This window comes from Vibrio splendidus (assembly GCF_003345295.1).
GTDB lineage: Bacteria > Pseudomonadota > Gammaproteobacteria > Enterobacterales > Vibrionaceae > Vibrio > Vibrio splendidus_K.
Genome location: NZ_CP031055.1, coordinates 3,298,437 through 3,318,879, shown reverse-complemented (window position 1 = coordinate 3,318,879; position 20,443 = coordinate 3,298,437). Strand labels below are relative to the sequence as shown.

Sequence of the window (20,443 nt, the reverse complement as noted above, 5' to 3'; positions counted from 1 at the left end):
AGACGCAAAGTTTTAAAATTCAATAAACACTTCATGTTGTTGACCATCTCTCTCGACGACGAGGTTTAGCTCTGTCAGCTCTGAGATAGAACGGAATATGTTGCCCATAGCAGCAGGGTCGGTCAGGTCTTGTCCATTTAACTGAGTGGCAATATCTCCGTTTTGGAGCCCAACAGAGTTAAAAAGTTCTGAATCTTTGCCAGGGCTCACACGATAACCAATCACTTTATCGTCGCGTTTCACCTGAGACAGTCGAACATATTGGAAGATTTGTTGCGGATCTTTCATTATCTTCGCTTTAATTTCATCTAGCTTCTCTTCTGCAGAAGCTGGGTTGTTGCCACGCACAGAAGAAGAGGTACGGGGTGGCGCAGGCGCTGATACAGACAAACGCTTGTACTCAATACCTTCAAGCATCAGGGTTTCGTCTCGCCCAGAGTTATCGATGATCACACGATCGACCAATACGGCCTTGAGCTTAGCTCTAGTGCCTTCAATCTCTTCGTTAATTCCGTAGGTCGCTTGTGTGCCGCGATTGGCAATCACCGCCAAGCTCAGTTTTGGATTAGAACTGGCTACTGCACCCACTAAAACGAGGTTCAGTCGCGTCTTTGGCGCATCTTGGATAACTTGCTGCTCAACCACAGCAGGCGTGGTTGGGTTATAAGCACCAAACATGTTGCTCTGCTGCAAAGAAGAGATATCAAGAGTCGATTGAGGCGTTGAAGACGAGGAAGCCGTTGCTGCCCATGGCGCGATGGTTTGCTCAGCAGGTTCAATAAACCATGCGAGCTGTCCTAAAATCCATGCGGAAGCTGCGATCAACACACAACAAAGAACAAGGCTCAGTTTCTGCTGGAGTAAAAATCCATTCTCTAAAAATCGGCTCAGCACCGGAGAGTTATCCATGCGAAGTTTGAGCTCTAAAAAGTTCACGTTCCCTAACCCTTTCTATAACGAATAAAGCTGTAACCTACTAAACTATCAGCTTTTTTGTTCATAAATTCTGTTCCTGCTTATTAAAAGCATAAGATCCTGAACTATATCATAGCAAATCTATAAATCGGCATTACCTGAGCTATTTTGTAATCTTCCTTGAAAAAAAAGCCAATCGCCTCCACATAAGCTTCTACTAAGTGTGATAAGCGTCATCAAACAACATAAGTTGCATGCTGTGAATAACAGTTAAACCGCATCATTTCTAACTGAAAAGGCACTGTCCTATATGAAAACGACTAATGAAGCTGTCAGACTCGATAAATGGTTGTGGGCAGCACGCTTTTATAAAACTCGTTCAATTGCTCGCAACATGGTCGATGGTGGTAAAGTCCACTATAATGGTCAGCGCAGCAAACCCAGCAAAATCGTAGAACTTGGGGCAGTGATTACCCTGCGCCAAGGGAATGAAGAAAAGACGGTCACCATAGAGAAAATATCCGCACACCGCGGCGGAGCGCCAGTCGCTCAAACCCTCTATGAAGAAACCACCGAAAGCTTGGCAAAAAGAGAAGAGTTTGCACAACAACGCAAGCTAAATGCTCATAGCCCAGCACCAGAACGTCGTCCAGATAAAAAGCAACGTCGTGACATCATCAAGTTCAAGACTCAATAAGCTAGAAGGAATAGCCAAATGGCAGACCCAATGTCTACAAGTAATGTTTTAAATCGCTACCTATTTGAAGACCTATCAGTACGTGGTGAATTGGTACAGATGGACGAAGCGTACCAACAGATTATTTCTAGCAAGGAATACCCAGCGCCAGTACAAAAGCTGTTGGGTGAGCTACTGGTTTCAACGACGCTGCTAACGGCGACCCTAAAGTTTGAAGGCTCTATCACGATGCAACTGCAAGGTGATGGCCCAGTAACTCTAGCTGTTATTAATGGCGATAACGATCAGAAGATTCGTGGTGTTGCGCGCTTTGACGGTGATATTGCTGACGACGCTGGCCTGCACGACCTTATAGGTAAAGGCCACCTAGTGATCACTATCGATCCTAAAAAAGGTGAGCGTTACCAAGGTATCGTTGGTCTTGAAGGCGAAACACTTGCTGACGTTCTTGAAGGTTACTTTGCTAACTCAGAACAGCTTAAGACTCGTCTATGGCTACGCACGGGGGAGCATGAAGGCAAAGCACACGCTGCTGGTATGCTTCTGCAGGTTATGCCTGACGGCACTGGTACGCCAGATGACTTCGAGCACCTAGAGCAGTTAACTGACACGGTTAAAAACGAAGAGCTATTCTCTCTAGAAGCAAATGATTTGTTATACCGCCTATATAACCAAGAGAAGGTTCAGGTATTTACCCCTCAACCTGTCGAGTTCTTCTGTGGTTGTTCTCGTGAACGCAGTGGTGCCGCTATCATTACCGTTGCTCAAGAGGAGATCTACGACATCCTGAGTACGGAAGGTAGTGTTGCTCTTCACTGTGATTACTGTGGCACAAACTACTCGTTCGATAAGGGCGACGTTGATGCACTGTACGCAGAAGCAGCAGATAAAGGCGACAATACGGTTCATTAATTTACAGCGTACCAAAAACACGTAATTTACCCCAAAAAGGTCAGCACTAAGCTGGCCTTTTTTGTGATCAAAATAGCGCAAACTCCGTAACATCTCGTAATAAAATCACCGCTTAATTTTAATCAATTAATAATGTTCTCACCCCTAGCGCAAAGGTTTGCGTACAGGATAGACTAGTTAGGCCAATATGTGACGAGACGCTTAAAACCCCAAGATTAATATGGATACTTTTTGAGCTGTATCCCTGTTTCCCCAGAGTCTCGTTGCTAGCATGGTGAGCAGATAACAATAAAAAATTAATACAAAATCCCTACAAAATATCCTACAAGGAGCACCTATGACCGTTATGGAACATACTAAGGCTGCACAAATTGATCTAACTAAGCACGGACTGACTGGCGTTACTGAAGTTCTTCGTAATCCTAGCTACGAGCAGTTATTCGTTGAAGAGACACTGCCAGGTTTGGAAGGCTACGAAAAAGGCGTAGTAACGGAACTAGGCTCTGTTGCGGTTGACACTGGTATCTTTACTGGCCGCTCACCAAAAGATAAGTACATTGTTAAAGATGACACTACGCGCGATACCATGTGGTGGTCAGATCAAGGCAAAAATGACAACAAACCGATTACAACTGAAGTTTGGAGTGAGCTGAAAGAGCTTGTGACAACTCAGCTATCTGGCAAGCGCCTGTTTGTCATCGACGGTTATTGTGGTGCTAACCCAGATACGCGTTTAAGTGTGCGTATTATCACTGAAGTAGCGTGGCAAGCGCACTTCGTTAAGAATATGTTCATTCGTCCAACTGACGAAGAGCTAGCAACGTTCGAACCTGATTTCGTGGTAATGAACGGTGCTAAAACAACTAACCCTAACTGGGAAAAGCAGGGTCTAAACTCTGAAAACTTCGTTGCTTTCAACCTAACAGAGCGCGTTCAAATCATCGGTGGTACTTGGTACGGCGGTGAGATGAAGAAAGGCATGTTCGCAATGATGAACTACCTGCTTCCTCTGCAAGGCATTGCTTCAATGCACTGTAGTGCAAACGTTGGCGAGAAAGGCGATGTAGCCATCTTCTTCGGCCTGTCTGGTACAGGTAAAACAACCCTATCAACCGATCCTAAGCGTGAGCTAATCGGTGATGATGAGCACGGTTGGGATGACGATGGTATCTTCAACTTCGAAGGTGGTTGTTACGCGAAGACTATTCGTCTATCTAAAGAAGCAGAACCAGAAATCTACAATGCAATCCGTCGCGATGCACTGCTAGAAAACGTAACGGTTCGTGGTGATGGTTCTATCGATTTCGATGACGGTTCAAAAACAGAAAACACTCGTGTTTCTTACCCGATTCACCACATCGACAACATTGTTAAGCCAGTATCAAAAGCAGGTCACGCTCAAAAAGTTATCTTCCTAACAGCGGATGCGTTTGGTGTGCTACCACCAGTATCTAAGCTGACTCCGGAGCAAACTAAGTACCACTTCCTATCTGGCTTCACAGCTAAGCTAGCAGGTACAGAGCGCGGTATTACTGAACCAACACCAACGTTCTCTGCGGCATTTGGTGCAGCATTCTTAACTCTTCACCCAACTCAGTACGCTGAAGTGCTTGTGAAGCGTATGGAAGCAGCTGGCGCTGAAGCTTACCTAGTGAACACAGGTTGGAATGGCACAGGTAAACGTATCTCAATCCAAGATACTCGTGGCATCATCGACGCTATCCTAGATGGCTCAATCGACCAAGCTGAAACTAAGGTTATCCCTATGTTTAACCTAGAAGTACCGCTAGCGTTGCACGATGTTGACCCAGCGATTCTTGACCCACGTGATACTTACACTGACCCACTACAATGGGAAAGCAAAGCGAAAGATCTAGCAGAGCGCTTCATCAACAACTTTGATAAGTACACAGACAATGCTGAAGGTAAGTCACTGGTTGCGGCAGGTCCTCAACTAGACTAACCCAACATCTGCTCGGGCCAAGCCAAAAGCGAACGCCCAATTTAAAGTGATATTTTTGTAGCAAGCCCCTCTTTTGAGGGGCTTTTTTGTTGCTGCTTGCCCCTTTTTGTTCCACTCTGTTTTGAGACTATTGAAATTTAAGGCTTTCAGGGAATGAAAAAGGTATTCATGGTGATTGGCATTGTGGTGGCCATCATCGTTGCGACTATCGCAGCGTTGTTATTAAGCCTACAAACTCAATACCGATCGGATGTTGCTAACTTTTTTATCAAGCATACGCTTGAACAACCTGTACTCATTGAAGACGTTGAGTATCAGGCGCCTTATCACATCACCTTGATGGGCATTACCCAAAGCCAACCTGATAAACAAAAACCTCTCTATATCGACAAGATCGATCTTTGGTTCAGTCCCAGCTCGATTACAGAAGCTAAACTGGTCTTGGACTCCGTCTTGATCAGTGGCCTACAGTTGGAGGTAAGCGATCTAGAGACATTCACGCCGTTATTCACCCAACCAAACATCAAGCTCCATCAGCTAGCCATCAATAATCTCGACTTTTCGACCCCAGACTTTAATGCGCGAGGCATCGACCTCCAGATCTCCGATCCAACGTGGGATGACAACAACGCATTGCTGCCTTATGGAAAAACTCAACTCACCGCCACGCAACTTTACTGGCAAGGTGAAGCATTCGATAACCTTCTGATTGATCTAGACCTAAAACCCAGTGATAGCACTCTGTATGGCGCTTCATTCGACTGGCGCGGAGCCAAGATTTCAGGACAAGCAGAGCAGTATCAGCAAGATTGGTCGTTGGTGAATGTGACCGTCGATGGCTTACGACTCAATCAGAAACAGACCCAAAGCCTACTAAGCAAAGAGTGGGATATAGCAGGTATTCAGATCAATCACATCAATAGCTTAGATATTCTGCGCAGCGACGTGGAATGGCAAGATGGCCACTTAACCGCTTTTGATGCGTCACTAGAAAATATCCAATTGCCTTTTGAGCTGTGGAAGCAACAGAAGGCCATTTTCTCTCTGCAAGCAGAGGGAGTGACCATTGATGATGACATGTTCATAGAGCCAAGTATCAAGCTCAATTTAGATCCGAACCAGATTCTGATTGAAGATTTCTATACTCAATTCTTACAAGGCAGTATTCAACTTAATGGCGAAGTAACCCCTAACAGCATTCAATTAGCGCAGCTCGACCTGCAAGGCATAAAGTGGATTACGGAAAGCAAAAATAAAGTTCTACCATCCGCTCGCCTATTGCCTTGGCTGACACAGCTTCAGCAAGCCTCTATTGACCGACTTAATATAGAGCGTAGCCAACTTATCCAACTCGCAACCAAACCCTACTGGCAGGTCTCAGGGCTGCATGTAGAAGGACATCAGGTTCAGCTGCTGCAACAGAGAAAGTTAGGACTGTGGCAAGGCAAGTTGATGGTTAGCGCCAACGATGCAAGCTATCAAAATATTGTCAGTGTTCAACCCGTGGTTGAAATGAATAGCGAACATGGGAAATGGACGCTGACACGCCTGTTTATGCCACTAAAACACGGCTATATTGAAGCCAACGCGACACTCGACTTCAACCAAATCAGTAAGCCATGGAGCTTAGATATCTCTGCCGACGGGTTACCCATAGCACCCATGCTGCAGCAACTCGAATTACCGCTCGATGCAACCGGCTATGGTGAATTTGAACTTCAAGCCGCAGGCTTGTATGGCGATTCCTTGATGTTCGGTTATTCAACCACAGGGCAACTCACTGGCAGTGTTCGCCAAGGTGTGATGACCTTTAACGATAAGCTTTCTGAAGCCTCGACTGATAACGTGTATGAAATCCCAGAGCTTAATGCGAATTTTGACCGTGGTCGCTTCACTCTTGAACCAATGCACATTATTGGTGCATCCGCAGCAGAGCAAGGTACACAAAGAGTTCAAACGCTCAACGGTGAGGTCTCTGGAGAGCTCGATTTGCTTAAGATCGAGCAACACACTCTCTCTATTTCCTTATCGGATCAATGCCACCAAATATCAGGAAAGCTCACCCAAGCAGAGTATTCCGAGAGTAACGACTGCCAACAAAAAAGCGCCACTCCACAGGAGTAGCGCCTTCTATCTGTATCTGTATCTGTATCTGTTAGCCAGTGTCAGCTATCCGCTTACGTTGGAATCTGTTGATAATCGCTTTTTGTAGTCAGGGATCAGCATATAGGTTCCCGTAAACTCAACCGCTTCCACATCGCCACTGTTAATGGTCACATGAATGATGATGCGAGCTTTTCTGCCAGACGCGAGGCGATCTAAATCGCCACTGATCCCATCCAATGACGTAGACGCGACTGGGTTTTGCTCGACTGGGTGACGATAACGAATATTACTGTCTGCCAGTACGATATCACCGGTCAGCCCACGTTCTTTCATCAGTAGCCAAGTCATTCCCCAACCCGTTAGAGTCGCCAAGGTAAAAGCTGAGCCAGCAAACATGGTGTTATGAGGGTTAAGGTTGGGATTCAACTGAGCGCTACACTCAAACTGATAACCCGTGTATTGGTTAATCTTGATGCCCATTTTGTCACTGATCGGGATCTGATTTTCCCAACGCTGCTGAAGCTCATTACACCATTCTGGTTTGCGCAGTACATCAGCCATTGGGTCAAGAGGTTTCACCATCTGTTGGTGACGCACAGGGCCGCGTTGATCGTTAATTTCACCACGACGTTCAAACTCATTCTTCTCATAGAATGAGATCGCATCTTCGCGTGCATTACACACCAAACGCTTCGCCCCTTCTTGACGTGCCAGTGACTCTAGCGCAACCAAGATAAGTGAGCCCATGCCTTTACTCTGGCGAGATTTCTTCACCGCCATATAGCGAATCTGCCCCTCTAGATCTGGGGTGATATAGAGACGACCAATCGCCATCGGGCGACCTCGACCATCGACAATCATGCGATGGTGACTCATGGCATCGTATTCATCGCGCTCTGAACCTACCGGCATTCGCCAAGGTTCACGGAGCATCTGCCAGCGAAAATGGTAATACTTGTTCAGTTGATTTTCGGTGGTCGGTGTTATGAGTTTAAACATGCTTATTCCTTTAAGCCTAAACCTGCAGCCAGAATGTTACTGGGCCATCATTAACCAAAGACACTTTCATGTCGGCTGCAAATCGGCCACGTTCCGTTGGTAACACTGATTCACACTGGTCAGAGAAATAGTTGTAAAGACGCTCTGCATCTTCTGGGTGAGCACCGCGAGAAAATCCTGCTCGTGTGCCTTTCTTAGTATCAGCTGGCAGAGTGAATTGAGAAACCACTAATACCTTACCTTCTACCTGCTTTACATTGAGATTCATTTTATCGTCTTCATCTCCAAAGACACGATAAGTGGTCACTCGTTCCATCAAACGTTTGGCTTTGGCTTCGTCATCACCTTTTTCTACGCCTAACAGAACCAATAAGCCTTGCTCAATCTCACCCACTACTTCGCCATCAACACGGACGGCAGCTTCACTTACTCTCTGGATCAGTGCTATCACTGTTGTTTCCTTGCTCTGTGATTTTGTCTTTATCCGACGAGTGTACCATTTCTTGCGAGTCACTCCACTGTTCCTGCTCGCCCAACGCGGCCGTCACCTCGGCACCCACCAACACAATCAACCAGCACAAATACACCCAGACAAAAAGAATGGGAATCGCCGCTAATGCGCCATAAATCAACTGGTAAGAGGGGAATTGAGTAATGTAAGCCGCAAAGCCTTTCTTACTGAGTTCGAACAACAGAGCCGCAACCAGAGAGCCCGCTGCCGCATGAGAAAAGTGTATCTTTTTGTTGGGAACCAACAGGTACAGACCGAAAAACGCAAAGAATGAGGTAATCAAAGGGAGCTTGCGAATCACGGTATTAAAGGCACTCGACACGACTTCGTTTTGTAACAAGTTCAATGATGTCACATACGACGTTGCAGCAATGCTCGCCCCAATCAAAATAGGTCCAAGCGTTAGCACCATCCAATACATTGAAAAGGACAACACGGCCCGACGCTTTTCTGTTACTCGCCAGATGTAGTTAAGATTCTTATCGATGTTGGAGATCAGCATCAATGCCGCAATGAATAAGAACACACTGCCCACCGCCGTCATCTTGCCGGTATTGGCAACGAACTCTAGTAGAGCACCATGCACCGCATCCCCAGATGCTGGAACAAAGTTGGTAATAACGAAGTTTTGAATCACTAGGCCAACATCAGCAAAGACTGAAAACGAGGATAAGATAGAGAGCAAAACCGTCAACATCGGTACGATCGAGAGCAAAGTAATGTACGCCAAGTAACCCGCATTCACATTGACCCTATCGTGCGTCATTCGCGCCAAAAGATAGCGGGAAAACTGGATGCTTCCTGTGACTGCGTTTTTTATCTTCAACTTGTAACTCCCTGGTAACTCGTTCATAGTCCTAATTAATATTCCTTTATTTAACTATAGGAAACTAGGATGCCTTATTTAATAGTTATAGTCCTCTCTATTTTTACTCTTACTGGATGCCAGTCCGCTTATTACTCCGCCATGGAGCAAGTGGGTTACCACAAGCGTGACATTATGGTCGATAGAGTGGAAGACGCTAAAGAGTCGCAGCAGGATGCTCAGGAAGAGTTTACTAGCGCACTTGAAGCCTTGAGTAGCCTGACGAACTTCAGTGGCGGCGACCTTGAAGACATGTACAACCAAATCAACGATAAATACCAAGACAGCGAGAAAGCCGCACAAAATGTCAGTGATCGCATTGCTGCGATTGAAGACGTGTCAGATGCGCTGTTTGCAGAGTGGCAGAGCGAGTTAGACCTCTACACCAGTGCTTCACTGCGCCGTTCGAGTGAACAAAAACTGCGAGAAACCCAATCGTCTTACAAGACCATGCTTTCAGCAATGAAACGCGCTGAGAAGAAAATGGACCCGGTACTCAACACCCTTCGCGACAATACGCTTTATCTCAAACACAACCTCAATGCGAGTGCTGTCGGTTCGTTGCAGGGCGAATTTATGAGCTTAGAAAAAGACATCGCCTACGCGATAGAACAGATGAATGCTGCAATAGCAGAATCGGATAAGTTCCTAGCTCAACTGAACCAGAAGTAGCGCTACAGATAAAGAACACGATGCAACCTATCATTATTACTGGCGGCCCCGGAGCCGGGAAGACAACACTGATCAATGCCTTGGGTGACATGGGTTACCCAACCTTCGCGGAATCTTCTCGACAGTTAATTGAACAGCAGAGCCAACTTGAGAACGGTATCTTACCTTGGTTAGACCTACCGGGCTTTGCTCGCCTGTGTCTCACTGTCATGAATGAGCAAAAGGAACAGGCCAACCAGCATCCAGTTGCGTTTCTCGATCGCGCCATTCCAGATATCTGCGGTTACTTAACTCAGGCGAACCTTGAGATTGACAAAATCTACCGAGAAGCTAGCCAAGGCTACCACTCACAAGCCTTGTTCTGTCGCCCTGAGGCATCTATTTACGTACAAGATGATGTTAGGCCTTATCCGCTTGAAGAGGCATTAGAGATTCACCACGCGTTGGTCAGAGTCTATCAAGAGCTTGGGTATGAGGTGGTCGAGGTGCCATTTATGTCAGTCGAAGAGCGGGCTCTATTTGTTCAAAGTCAACTAGGTATCAAAAGCTAGATCCCCAACTCAGTCGTTCCTCCCTCTTGAGGATGACGAAGACTTGAACGCTCTTTGTATCTCTCATCTCGTTTACCCGTATCTACTCCAACACCACATAAAACAAAAGCCCCGTGTAGCTAGGCTACTCGGGGCTTTCTTACTTATTCTAAAACGTATTGCTTGATAGCTAGAAGCTAGTCAGCTGGCAATTAAGCCTTAGCTGGACGTGCTGCACGCTTACGGTCGTTTTCAGTAAGAAGTTTCTTACGGATACGTACGTTTAGTGGCGTTACTTCTACTAGTTCATCTTCATCGATAAACTCAAGAGCTTGCTCTAGAGTGTGCTTGATCGGTGGAGAAAGAACTTGTGCTTCATCAGTACCAGATGCACGAACGTTCGTTAGTTGCTTACCTTTCAGACAGTTTACTGTCAGGTCGTTTGAACGGTTGTGAATACCGATTACTTGACCTTCATAAACTTCATCAGCGTGCTCTGTGAATAGACGACCACGAGCTTGAAGGAAGAACAATGCGTAAGTCAGTGCTTTACCCGTTGCGTTCGAAATTAGAACACCGTTGTTACGCTGACCAATGATACCGCCTTTGTAAGGACCGTAGTGATCGAACGAGTGGTAAATAAGACCAGAACCAGACGTCATTGTAAGGAATTCAGTTTGGAAACCGATAAGACCACGAGAAGGCATCATGAAGTCCATGCGAACACGGCCTTTACCATCTGGTGCCATATCTGTTAGCTCACCCTTACGTAGACCGATGCTTTCCATGATCGCACCTTGGTGCTCTTCAACTACATCGATAGTAACCGTTTCGAACGGTTCCATTTTCTGACCATCTTCTTCTTTGATGATTACTTCTGGACGAGATACTGCTAGCTCGAAACCTTCACGACGCATGTTTTCGATCAGGATAGAAAGGTGAAGCTCACCACGGCCTGATACGCGGAAACGGTCTGGACTTTCAGTTTCTTCAACACGTAGTGCAACGTTATGAACCAATTCTTTTTCAAGACGCTCAAGGATGTTACGTGAAGTTACAAACTTACCTTCTTTACCCGCGAACGGAGAAGTGTTTACTTGGAAAGTCATTGTTACTGTTGGTTCATCAACAGACAGTGGTTCCATTGCTTCAACATTGTTTACGTCACAGATAGTGTCTGAAATTTTCAGTTCACCAAGACCTGTGATTGCAATGATGTCGCCAGCGTTAGCTTGTTCTACTTCGTGACGCTCAAGACCTAGGTAACCAAGTACAGTACCTACTTTACCGTTACGTTTTTTGCCTTCAGCATTAACGATAGTTACTTGTTGGTTTGGCTTAACAGAACCACGAGTAACACGAGCAACACCGATAACACCTACGTAAGAGCTGTAATCAAGTTGCGAAATTTGCATTTGTAGTGGACCTTCAAGGTCAACTGCAGGTGCTTCTACTGTATCAACAACAGCTTGGAACAATGGTTCCATGTCTGTGCCAACTTCGCCTTCTTCCATTGTTGCCCAACCGTTTAGAGCTGAAGCGTAAACAACAGTAAAGTCTAGTTGCTCATCAGTCGCCCCTAGGTTGTCGAACAAGTCAAATACTTGGTCCATAACCCAATCAGGACGAGCACCAGGACGGTCAATCTTGTTGATAACAACGATTGGCTTAAGGCCGTGTGCGAAAGCTTTTTGCGTTACGAAACGAGTTTGAGGCATTGGGCCATCAACTGCATCAACGATCAGAAGAACTGAATCAACCATAGACATGATACGTTCAACTTCACCACCGAAGTCCGCGTGTCCAGGGGTATCTACGATGTTGATACGGTAGTCATTCCAGTCAATTGCTGTGTTCTTAGCAAGGATTGTAATGCCACGCTCTTTTTCGATGTCATTCGAATCCATGACACGCTCTTCAGCTTCACCACGAGACTCAAGAGTGCCTGACTGTTGTAGTAGTTTATCAACCAAAGTCGTTTTACCGTGGTCAACGTGCGCGATGATCGCGATATTTCTTAACTTATCAATCTGTGGAGTAGACATGGATTCTCGATTCACTCATAAAAGGTAGCCGTCAATTATCTCAAAAGTTTGGATAATAACCGCTAGCTTGATTTAAAAAACGGTCAATAATATACCAGATTTTAGACAAAAACCCAGAAATATGTGATCTCAACCAAGGCTTTTTTCTTTATTAGCGATTCATATCCGCTTAACTTTGATTCAATACAGTATCTAACAGTCTAATTCGTAGGATTCTAAAAAAGCATCCGCCGCAAGATGGGCAGCCAAATCTCCGGCAAAATAACAAAAGTGGATTGACAACTTAGGCAATTCATTGCTGAATGGTGCTCGCTTATGTTTCATATTGGTGCACAGATAAACAATTGCACCAATAAGGTGCATCAGGAGATCATTTTGGTGCAAAAACCAGAATTAACGAAACAAGTAAACAAGTAAATCATTGAAATTAATGGAATAATTTTTTTGGCACGTTTTTGGCTATAGATAAATCAGCATCGATTAATGCACTTATAGACATTAATCAATGCTAGTTTCAACCGAATCGAGCTAATACCGAATTAATAACACTGGAGGTTATCCAAGATGTCAGTAGAAAATGTACTATCCCTGATCCAAGAGAACGAAGTTAAATTTATCGACTTACGTTTTACTGATACAAAAGGTAAAGAGCAGCACATCTCTATTCCTTCTCACCAAGTTGATGCAGACTTCTTCGAAGAAGGTAAAATGTTTGACGGCTCTTCAGTAGCTGGTTGGAAAGGCATTAACGAATCTGACATGGTAATGATGCCAGACGCAGCTTCAGCTGTACTGGACCCATTCACAGAAGATGCAACGCTAAACATCCGTTGTGACATCCTTGAGCCTGCAACAATGCAAGGCTACGACCGTGACCCACGCTCTATCGCTAAGCGTTCTGAAGAATACCTACGTTCTACGGGTATCGCAGACACAGTTCTAGTTGGTCCAGAGCCAGAATTCTTCCTATTCGATGACGTTAAGTTCTCAAACGACATGTCTGGTTCTTTCTTCAAGATTGATGATGTAGAAGCAGCTTGGAACACAGGTTCTGACATCGAAGGCGGTAACAAAGGTCACCGTCCTGGCGTTAAAGGCGGTTACTTCCCAGTAGCTCCTGTAGATTCATCTCAAGACATCCGTTCAGCAATGTGTCTAGTAATGGAAGAGATGGGCCTAGTAGTTGAAGCTCACCACCACGAAGTAGCAACTGCGGGTCAAAACGAAATCGCAACTCGCTTCAACACGCTAACAACAAAAGCGGATGAGACTCAAATCTACAAGTACGTTGTGCACAACGTTGCTCACGCATTTGGTAAAACAGCGACATTCATGCCTAAGCCACTAGTTGGTGACAACGGTTCTGGTATGCACGTTCACCAATCTCTAGCAAAAGACGGCGTTAACCTGTTTGCTGGTGATAAGTACGGCGGCCTATCTGAAATGGCGCTTTACTACATCGGTGGTGTAATCAAACACGCTCGTGCAATAAACGCATTTGCTAACCCATCAACGAACTCGTACAAGCGTCTTGTACCTGGTTTTGAAGCTCCGGTAATGCTTGCTTATTCAGCACGTAACCGTTCTGCGTCTATCCGTATCCCAGTAGTACCAAGCCCGAAAGCACGTCGTATCGAGCTACGTTTTGGTGACCCAGCAGCGAACCCATACCTATGTTACTCAGCAATGCTGATGGCTGGCCTTGACGGTATCAAGAACAAGATCCACCCAGGCGAAGCTATGGATAAAGATCTATACGACCTTCCAGCAGAAGAAGCGGCTGAAATCCCAACCGTTGCTGAATCTCTAGAAGTAGCACTTAAAGCGCTAGACGACGATCGTGAGTTCCTAACAGCTGGCGGCGTATTCTCTGACGATTTCATTGATTCTTACATCACACTGAAATCTGACGACGTACAACGCGTGAACATGGCAACACACCCACTTGAGTTTGAACTGTACTACTCAGTTTAATCTCCTGTAGAGATAAGCCATTTCTTACTGCAACCTTGTAAGAATCGCTGACTAAATATTAGGCTCGCCTCGCAGGCGGGCCTTTTTTATATACTCCCTCCCCCTGCTTCCTCGTACCATACCTTAGACAAAAGCCCTCAGAGGCTGCTGCTATAAATACAATAAAATCAATAACAAAACCAACGCCAAACGTGAAATCACCTAGCGGTGAAAAGAGGCTAAAGATATGAAAAATATACTGTTCCTGATCGGGTTAACAGTCGCGATCTCGTGCTCTGCTCAAACGGTGTATACCTGGGTGGATGAGGATGGTGTTCTCCACTTTAGTGATAACCCTAGCGCTAAAGATGCCAAATCTCTTCGCCTACCGGATGTGCAAGCGTCAGCACCCGCACCTAAATTTGAAGCCTCGACTCCCGTTGACGCTGCTGCTTCATCTACAAATAAAACGGCAATGCCAGCTCAGGCTCAGGAAAAAACAGAAAGCACGAAACGTGAGGCGCCAGCTCAACTAGCCCTCATCATGCTGACTCCCGTTCATGACCAAACCATCCGTAGCAACCGCGGCTTAATCCCTATTCAAATAGAACTTAGCCGCAAGCTTGGTATTGGAGAACAGTTGCAATTGATGCTCGATGGTCGTCGCTATGGCGCCCCACAAACCCAACCGAATTGGGAACTGAAAGGTATCGATCGAGGTACTCACACCATTGCAATTCAAGCACATAGAAGCGGCAAGCTTATTGCATCTACTAGTCCAGTCACCGTGTATTTACATCGAGCGACGCTCAAGTAGGCCAATGTGTTAAAAGAGACTGAATTACCTCTACTTTTCACCTAATCGAAGCAGCTTTCAGCGACTCTAATGAATTATCTTTAGCTTCTGGTTGATATGCGCCATACTTGAACTTAGCTACGCACCAATTTGGTGCAGTGAGAAAAACACCAGTTCAAGGACGAAATAGTGAATCGATCAGCCAAAAGCGACAGCATAGATACACATCATCTTTCCAGCGCCATTCTCGACAATATGGTGACCTCAACATTGATGCTCGATGAGCAACTGTATGTCCGATACGCCAACCCTGCGGCTGAACAACTCTTTTCACAAAGCGCGCGACGCATCGTCGATCACCCATTGAGCCAACTCATCCAACACGCCTCACTGGATTTGGCGCTTCTGACGCAACCGCTACAAAGTGGCCAGAGCATTACCGACAGTGACGTTACCTTCGTTGTTGATAACCGCCCACTGATGCTTGAAGTCACGGTTAGCCCAATCTCTTGGCAACGAGAGACGCTGTTATTGGTTGAGATGCGCAAGATAGACCAGCAAAGACGCCTCAGCCAAGAGCTCAACCAACACGCACAACAACAAGCAGCTAAGCTGTTGGTGCGCGGGTTAGCACATGAGATTAAGAACCCACTCGGTGGCTTAAGAGGTGCGGCGCAGTTACTTGGTAAAATGCTTCCTGATCAGTCTCTTAATGAATATACGCAGATCATTATTGAGCAAGCCGACCGCCTAAGAGCGTTAGTCGATCGCCTGCTTGGCCCTCAAAAACCGGGGACCAAGTCAGAAGAGAACCTACACCAGATACTTGAGAAAGTCAGGCAGCTCGTAGAACTCGAGTCGGGTTCAACGCTCGCCATCGAACGAGATTACGACCCGAGCTTACCGGACATTCTGATGGATTCAGCACAAGTTGAACAAGCGATGCTCAATATCGTGAGTAACGCGGCGCAGATTTTAAAGGCGCAAGAATCAGGGAAAATCACCATTCGCACCAGAACGGTGCATCAAGCCAATATTCATGGGCAGCGACACAAACTCGCAGCGCGCATTGAGATCAGCGATAACGGCCCTGGCATCCCCGATGATTTAAAAGACACGCTGTTTTACCCAATGGTCAGCGGACGAGAGGGTGGCACAGGGCTGGGACTATCGATTTCTCAAAACCTGATCGATCAGCACAATGGAAAAATTGATGTTGAGAGCTGGCCGGGTAACACCACATTCACGATTTACCTACCCATTTAGGTCAACAGAACCTCGCGATTGGACAGCGAGATGAAAGGCTTAACTCGGTAACACAAAAATTAAAGACATCATAAAAACAACAATGATTATCACAATAGAATTGGCTGCAAAGGAATTGAATTATGAGTAAGGGATACGTTTGGGTCGTCGATGACGACAGTTCTATACGCTGGGTCGTAGAAAAGACGCTGTCATCTGCGGATATAAAGTGTGAAACATTTGCTGATGCTGAGAGCGTATTGCTTGCTCTTGAACGCGAAACACCAGACGTTTTGGTGTCCGACATTCGCATGCCTGGCATTGACGGGATTGAGCTGTTACACCAAGTTCACCAGCGCTCTCCCGACCTGCCAGTGATCATTATGACCGCGCACTCAGACCTCGATGCAGCGGTGAATGCTTATCAAAAAGGGGCTTTTGAGTATCTACCTAAGCCGTTTGATATTGATGAGACACTGACTCTAGTAGAGCGAGCCATCGCACACAGCCAAGAGCAAAAGCGAGAACAAGCCAGCGAAGTAGCCGAAGAGACCAACGCACCAGAAATCATCGGTGAAGCACCGGCAATGCAGGAAGTTTTCCGAGCTATTGGCCGTTTGTCTCGTTCATCCATTTCGGTTCTTATTAATGGTGAATCTGGTACTGGTAAAGAATTAGTTGCGCACGCTCTGCATCGTCACAGCCCAAGAGCTAAAAAGCCATTCATTGCATTAAACATGGCGGCAATCCCTAAAGACTTGATCGAATCAGAGCTGTTTGGCCACGAGAAAGGCGCCTTTACTGGCGCTAACAGTGTTCGCCAAGGACGATTCGAACAAGCCAACGGCGGCACTCTGTTTCTTGATGAAATAGGCGATATGCCACTCGATATTCAGACTCGGCTACTGCGCGTGCTTTCTGATGGTCAATTTTATCGTGTCGGTGGGCATTCTGCGGTTAAGGTTGATGTTCGTATCGTTGCAGCAACCCACCAAGATCTTGAGCGCTTGGTGCATGACGGTGGTTTCCGTGAAGACCTTTTCCATCGACTGAACGTTATCCGAATCCATATTCCGGCACTGCGCGAACGTAAACAGGACATTGAAAAACTGACTCACCACTTCCTAGCATCAGCCGCTGAAGAGCTTGGTGTAGAAGTGAAGACACTGCACTCAGAGACCATCATGAAGCTCAATCAGCTAAATTGGCCGGGTAACGTACGTCAGCTTGAGAACATCTGTCGTTGGCTCACAGTCATGGCAAGCGGCAGTGAAATACTCCCTTCAGACTTGCCTCCAGAACTGTTGGAAGAAAAAGTGGTGACGACCTCAGAGACTGGAGATAACTGGCAACAACTGCTCGCTAATTGGGCAAAGTGTGCGCTTGATTCCGGAGAAAAAGAGCTACTAACTTATGCTCTGCCAGAGTTTGAACGTATACTGCTAGAGGCTGCACTCAACCATACCAATGGTCATAAACAGGATGCAGCCAAGGTTTTAGGTTGGGGAAGAAACACCCTAACCCGTAAACTCAAAGAACTGTACTGACCAGATATGACTTTCGATACAGCGACTTTTTAACCAAAAAAGGGTCGCTTGGTTTGAATAGTGTCGGTACAATTAAGGTATGCCATTCACTAAAGTTGTAGCTAAAGATGTCTTTGAAAACACAAATTACATTGAGAACCGCGGTGGTTCTGCCATTCGTGATGATTTTTCTGTTCACTATGAGCGTAATGGTTTTCACTCAAAAGCAAAGCTACAAAGAGATGGTGAGTGATGTTAGTGCACGCCAACTAACATCACTTACTGACCATGTTCATCAAAGCCTGTCCAATTTTTTAGAAAAACCATTTCACGCCAACCTCTCGCTCAGCCATAACATCGGCTACCACCATCTTTATCAAGCGGGCAACCTTAGCAAGGTCCAAGACTACATTCTTTATACGTTTTCAGACCATTTCACAGCTATACCTCAACTCGATGTGATCGGCTTTGGTTCTGAAGATGGTAACTATGTCGGTTTTCGTAAAGAAGCTAACAACGGCTATACCTTGATGGTACAAGACGACCGTACTAACGATCAGCTGGTCATTTACCGTGGCAGCAAGATCAGCGAAGACATTCGATCGGTGATTTCAGGTTACGACCCGAGAGTCCGTCCTTGGTACACACCCGTTGCTACGCAAAAAAAGGCTGTATGGTCGCCAATTTATGCCAATGCAGATGAACGACAAGAGATCACCTTATCTGCCCTCGCCCCTATCTATGATGACAACGAATTCAAAGCCGTCGTCGTTAGCGACATTAAGATCAATACCTTTAATGCGTTTCTCAAAGAACTCAAAGATAAAACGGATGCCTCTGTTTATATCATTGATAAGCAGCAACGCTTGGTCGCTCACTCGGGCGGAGGTAGCGTGGTCTCTTGGGGAACAGGGAAAACCAATAAGGGCCAACGCTTACTGGCATCAGAGAGTGCTAACCCGGTAATACGTGAAAGTGCTAGCTACGTAGACCAATTTCACCTAATCGATAATTTGGGCGTGCAGCGCTTTAGCTTTCGCCTAGACAACGAACGATACTTCAACCAGATCACCCCTTATGAAGATGAGCACGGCATCACTTGGTTTATTGGTATGTCGATCCCTGAAAGCAACCTACTCGGTGAATTACCTGAAAACCAAAGAAACAGTTGGTTGCTCGGGCTAGCGCTGAGTTGCATTGGTGTCATTGCTGGGTTAATTGCGTTTAATCGCGTTACCCAACCCATCACCTCAACAGCGGATGCGGCAAAGCGTCTTGCTAAAGGTGATTGGGGCACGAGCATGCCAAAGACAGGGCATATCTATGAAACCAGCATGTTGGTGGAGTCATTCAATGAAATGGCCAACAACTTAAAGGCTTCCTTTCAAGCATTACAGTCTCAGCTTACCTATGACTCACTAACCAAATTATATAGTCGAGAAGGCTTTATCGACGCTGCCAAGAAAAACCCTGCAAACGAAAAAGGCACACTTTATTTAGTGGGTATTGATCGCTTCCGAGACATCAATGACAGCCTTGGTCATTACAATGGTGACCAATTGCTTATCATTGCGGCCGCTCGTTTAAGAGGTACATTGCCATCCGATTACCTATTAGCTCGCACTGGCGGTGATGAATTCGCCATTTACGCCCCGAACGTCATCCAAAGCAAGGAAGCTCAACTACTGACTAATCGCTTGCTTCAAACCTTTGCTTCCCCATTTTCAATGGAATCAGAAAGTGTCGCCATTAAGGTATCGATGGGAGTCGTCGGTGTATCTAACGTCCACGACATTGCGCTATTGCTGCGTAGTAGTAGCATTGCTTTGAGCAACGCAAAACAAGACAAAGCCAGTGTCAGCATTTACAGCCCTGAGATGGGTAAAGCATCAAGACATCGTACTAAGATGCTAGCGCGGATGAACCGAGCGATTGAACTTCAACAGTTCGAACCCTTCTATCAACCTATTATTGATCTAGAATCCGGATCGACCATTGGGGCTGAAGCTTTAGCACGCTGGATAGCCGATGAAGGAATAGTCTCACCACTTGAATTCATTCCTCTCGCTGAAGAGAGCGGGCTGATTTACGATATCGGCAAGCAAATTCTACATAAGTCGTGTCGAGATACTGCCATCGCGATTGAGTCAGGAAAATGGAGCAGGGACTTCTCTATTCACGTTAACCTTTCGGTCGATCAACTGAGTGAAAGTGGCTTTGTTGAACAAGTTAAAGGCACGCTACGTGACACCAAGCTACCAGCAAGCAACCTGACACTAGAGATCACTGAGTCACGCATCGTCGACAATGACCCTGCCATCATCGATAACATGCTGACGCTAAAAGCATTAGGCATCTCGATTGCAATTGATGACTTTGGTACCGGCTATTCGTCACTGGCTTATTTACACAAACTGCCATTTGATTGCTTAAAGATCGATCGCAGCTTCGTCAGCAAGCTCGAAAAAGAGAACCTAGATAGCTCTATCGTTGCAGCCATCGTCAATATCACCAAGGGCTTCAAGGTAAGCATAGTCGCAGAAGGTGTAGAAACTCAGCAACAAGCGGATCTACTCAAACAGCTGAAATGCCCGCAGGCACAGGGGTTCTTATACAGTCGCCCGGTTCCTTTTGAGCAATGGCCAACCGACCTCTGCAACGTAAAACAAAGCAGAAAAGAAAGCATGATGTAAAGTAGATAGAGAATT

Annotated in this window: 16 protein-coding genes; 11 read left to right on the top strand and 5 right to left on the bottom strand. The window is 46.0% G+C overall.

Translation table 11 applies throughout. The annotated features are described in order from the left end of the window. Nucleotides 1-12 precede the first annotated feature (12 nt). Nucleotides 13-909 carry a type II secretion system protein GspC gene (gspC, locus tag DUN60_RS14925; protein WP_065207360.1) on the bottom strand — a complete coding sequence of 299 codons (897 nt, stop codon included), beginning with the start codon at nt 907-909 and terminating at the stop codon, nt 13-15. Between the two features lie 316 nt (nt 910-1,225). On the opposite strand from gspC, the gene hslR reads away from it, so the two are divergent. From hslR to DUN60_RS14905, 4 genes are all read left to right on the top strand, one after another. Continuing rightward, entirely contained in the window at nt 1,226-1,612 is a 387-nt protein-coding gene (hslR, locus tag DUN60_RS14920; RefSeq protein ID WP_004735595.1) for a ribosome-associated heat shock protein Hsp15, read from the top strand. 18 nt (nt 1,613-1,630) lie between these two features. Continuing rightward, the gene (gene hslO, locus DUN60_RS14915; protein WP_108194016.1) at nt 1,631-2,524 is read left to right on the top strand and encodes an Hsp33 family molecular chaperone HslO; all 894 of its coding nucleotides are present in this window, start codon (nt 1,631-1,633) and stop codon (nt 2,522-2,524) included. A 337-nt stretch (nt 2,525-2,861) separates the two neighbouring features. Then, nucleotides 2,862-4,487: a phosphoenolpyruvate carboxykinase (ATP) gene (pckA, locus tag DUN60_RS14910; RefSeq protein WP_017091441.1), complete on the top strand. Its 1,626-nt coding sequence runs from the start codon at nt 2,862-2,864 to the stop codon at nt 4,485-4,487. Nucleotides 4,488-4,640: 153 nt separating this feature from the next. Beyond that, on the top strand, nt 4,641-6,611 hold the full coding sequence (locus DUN60_RS14905; RefSeq protein WP_114634178.1) for an AsmA family protein: 1,971 nt from the start codon (nt 4,641-4,643) through the stop codon (nt 6,609-6,611). A gap of 45 nt (nt 6,612-6,656) precedes the next feature. Here DUN60_RS14905 and DUN60_RS14900 read toward each other — a convergent pair whose 3' ends face one another. Genes DUN60_RS14900 through DUN60_RS14890 form a run of 3 tightly spaced genes read right to left on the bottom strand, consistent with a single transcriptional unit; the run spans nt 6,657 to nt 8,956 of the window. After that, entirely contained in the window at nt 6,657-7,592 is a 936-nt protein-coding gene (locus DUN60_RS14900; RefSeq protein ID WP_114634177.1) for a bifunctional GNAT family N-acetyltransferase/hotdog fold thioesterase, read from the bottom strand. Between the two features lie 16 nt (nt 7,593-7,608). Next, nucleotides 7,609-8,043 (bottom strand): D-aminoacyl-tRNA deacylase, encoded by a 435-nt coding sequence (gene dtd, locus DUN60_RS14895; protein ID WP_004735590.1) that lies wholly within the window; start codon nt 8,041-8,043, stop codon nt 7,609-7,611. After that, nucleotides 8,015-8,956: a virulence factor BrkB family protein gene (locus tag DUN60_RS14890; RefSeq protein ID WP_054542072.1), complete on the bottom strand. Its 942-nt coding sequence runs from the start codon at nt 8,954-8,956 to the stop codon at nt 8,015-8,017. The genes dtd and DUN60_RS14890 overlap by 29 nt, the downstream gene beginning before the upstream one ends. 42 nt (nt 8,957-8,998) lie before the next feature. Here DUN60_RS14890 and DUN60_RS14885 point away from each other — a divergent pair, with 42 nt between their 5' ends. Further along, nucleotides 8,999-9,640, top strand: coding sequence for a DUF2959 domain-containing protein (locus tag DUN60_RS14885; protein ID WP_017079335.1), 642 nt, complete (start codon nt 8,999-9,001; stop codon nt 9,638-9,640). Between the two features lie 20 nt (nt 9,641-9,660). Beyond that, nucleotides 9,661-10,191, top strand: a complete 531-nt coding sequence (locus tag DUN60_RS14880) for an AAA family ATPase (RefSeq protein ID WP_114634176.1) — start codon at nt 9,661-9,663, stop codon at nt 10,189-10,191. A 191-nt stretch (nt 10,192-10,382) separates the two neighbouring features. Here DUN60_RS14880 and typA read toward each other — a convergent pair whose 3' ends face one another. Beyond that, nucleotides 10,383-12,215, bottom strand: coding sequence for a translational GTPase TypA (gene typA, locus DUN60_RS14875; RefSeq protein ID WP_004735586.1), 1,833 nt, complete (start codon nt 12,213-12,215; stop codon nt 10,383-10,385). Nucleotides 12,216-12,779: 564 nt separating this feature from the next. Between typA and glnA the strand changes: the two genes are divergently transcribed. The 5 genes from glnA (at nt 12,780) to gepA (ending at nt 20,428) form a co-directional block, all read left to right on the top strand. Further along, the gene (gene glnA / locus DUN60_RS14865) at nt 12,780-14,189 is read left to right on the top strand and encodes a glutamate--ammonia ligase (RefSeq protein ID WP_004735585.1); all 1,410 of its coding nucleotides are present in this window, start codon (nt 12,780-12,782) and stop codon (nt 14,187-14,189) included. Nucleotides 14,190-14,415: 226 nt separating this feature from the next. Then, entirely contained in the window at nt 14,416-14,985 is a 570-nt protein-coding gene (locus tag DUN60_RS14860) for a DUF4124 domain-containing protein (RefSeq protein WP_114634175.1), read from the top strand. 168 nt (nt 14,986-15,153) lie between these two features. Further along, nucleotides 15,154-16,230 (top strand): nitrogen regulation protein NR(II), encoded by a 1,077-nt coding sequence (glnL, locus tag DUN60_RS14855; protein ID WP_017079339.1) that lies wholly within the window; start codon nt 15,154-15,156, stop codon nt 16,228-16,230. 122 nt (nt 16,231-16,352) lie between these two features. Further along, complete coding sequence (gene glnG / locus DUN60_RS14850) at nt 16,353-17,756, top strand: nitrogen regulation protein NR(I) (RefSeq protein WP_114634174.1); 1,404 nt, start codon at nt 16,353-16,355, stop codon at nt 17,754-17,756. Between the two features lie 107 nt (nt 17,757-17,863). Continuing rightward, nucleotides 17,864-20,428 (top strand): phosphodiesterase GepA, encoded by a 2,565-nt coding sequence (gepA, locus tag DUN60_RS14845; RefSeq protein WP_114634173.1) that lies wholly within the window; start codon nt 17,864-17,866, stop codon nt 20,426-20,428. Nucleotides 20,429-20,443 lie beyond the last annotated feature (15 nt).

What these genes read in the sequence shown, in the direction of transcription:
- gspC (WP_065207360.1), bottom strand. Translation starts at nt 909, where the DNA reads ATGGATAACTCTCCGGTGCTGAGCCGATTTTTAGAGAATGGATTTTTA.
- hslR (WP_004735595.1), top strand. Translation starts at nt 1,226, where the DNA reads ATGAAAACGACTAATGAAGCTGTCAGACTCGATAAATGGTTGTGGGCA.
- hslO (WP_108194016.1), top strand. Translation starts at nt 1,631, where the DNA reads ATGGCAGACCCAATGTCTACAAGTAATGTTTTAAATCGCTACCTATTT.
- pckA (WP_017091441.1), top strand. Translation starts at nt 2,862, where the DNA reads ATGACCGTTATGGAACATACTAAGGCTGCACAAATTGATCTAACTAAG.
- DUN60_RS14905 (WP_114634178.1), top strand. Translation starts at nt 4,641, where the DNA reads ATGAAAAAGGTATTCATGGTGATTGGCATTGTGGTGGCCATCATCGTT.
- DUN60_RS14900 (WP_114634177.1), bottom strand. Translation starts at nt 7,592, where the DNA reads ATGTTTAAACTCATAACACCGACCACCGAAAATCAACTGAACAAGTAT.
- DUN60_RS14890 (WP_054542072.1), bottom strand. Translation starts at nt 8,956, where the DNA reads ATGAACGAGTTACCAGGGAGTTACAAGTTGAAGATAAAAAACGCAGTC.
- DUN60_RS14885 (WP_017079335.1), top strand. Translation starts at nt 8,999, where the DNA reads ATGCCTTATTTAATAGTTATAGTCCTCTCTATTTTTACTCTTACTGGA.
- DUN60_RS14880 (WP_114634176.1), top strand. Translation starts at nt 9,661, where the DNA reads ATGCAACCTATCATTATTACTGGCGGCCCCGGAGCCGGGAAGACAACA.
- typA (WP_004735586.1), bottom strand. Translation starts at nt 12,215, where the DNA reads ATGTCTACTCCACAGATTGATAAGTTAAGAAATATCGCGATCATCGCG.
- glnA (WP_004735585.1), top strand. Translation starts at nt 12,780, where the DNA reads ATGTCAGTAGAAAATGTACTATCCCTGATCCAAGAGAACGAAGTTAAA.
- DUN60_RS14860 (WP_114634175.1), top strand. Translation starts at nt 14,416, where the DNA reads ATGAAAAATATACTGTTCCTGATCGGGTTAACAGTCGCGATCTCGTGC.
- glnG (WP_114634174.1), top strand. Translation starts at nt 16,353, where the DNA reads ATGAGTAAGGGATACGTTTGGGTCGTCGATGACGACAGTTCTATACGC.
- gepA (WP_114634173.1), top strand. Translation starts at nt 17,864, where the DNA reads ATGTCTTTGAAAACACAAATTACATTGAGAACCGCGGTGGTTCTGCCA.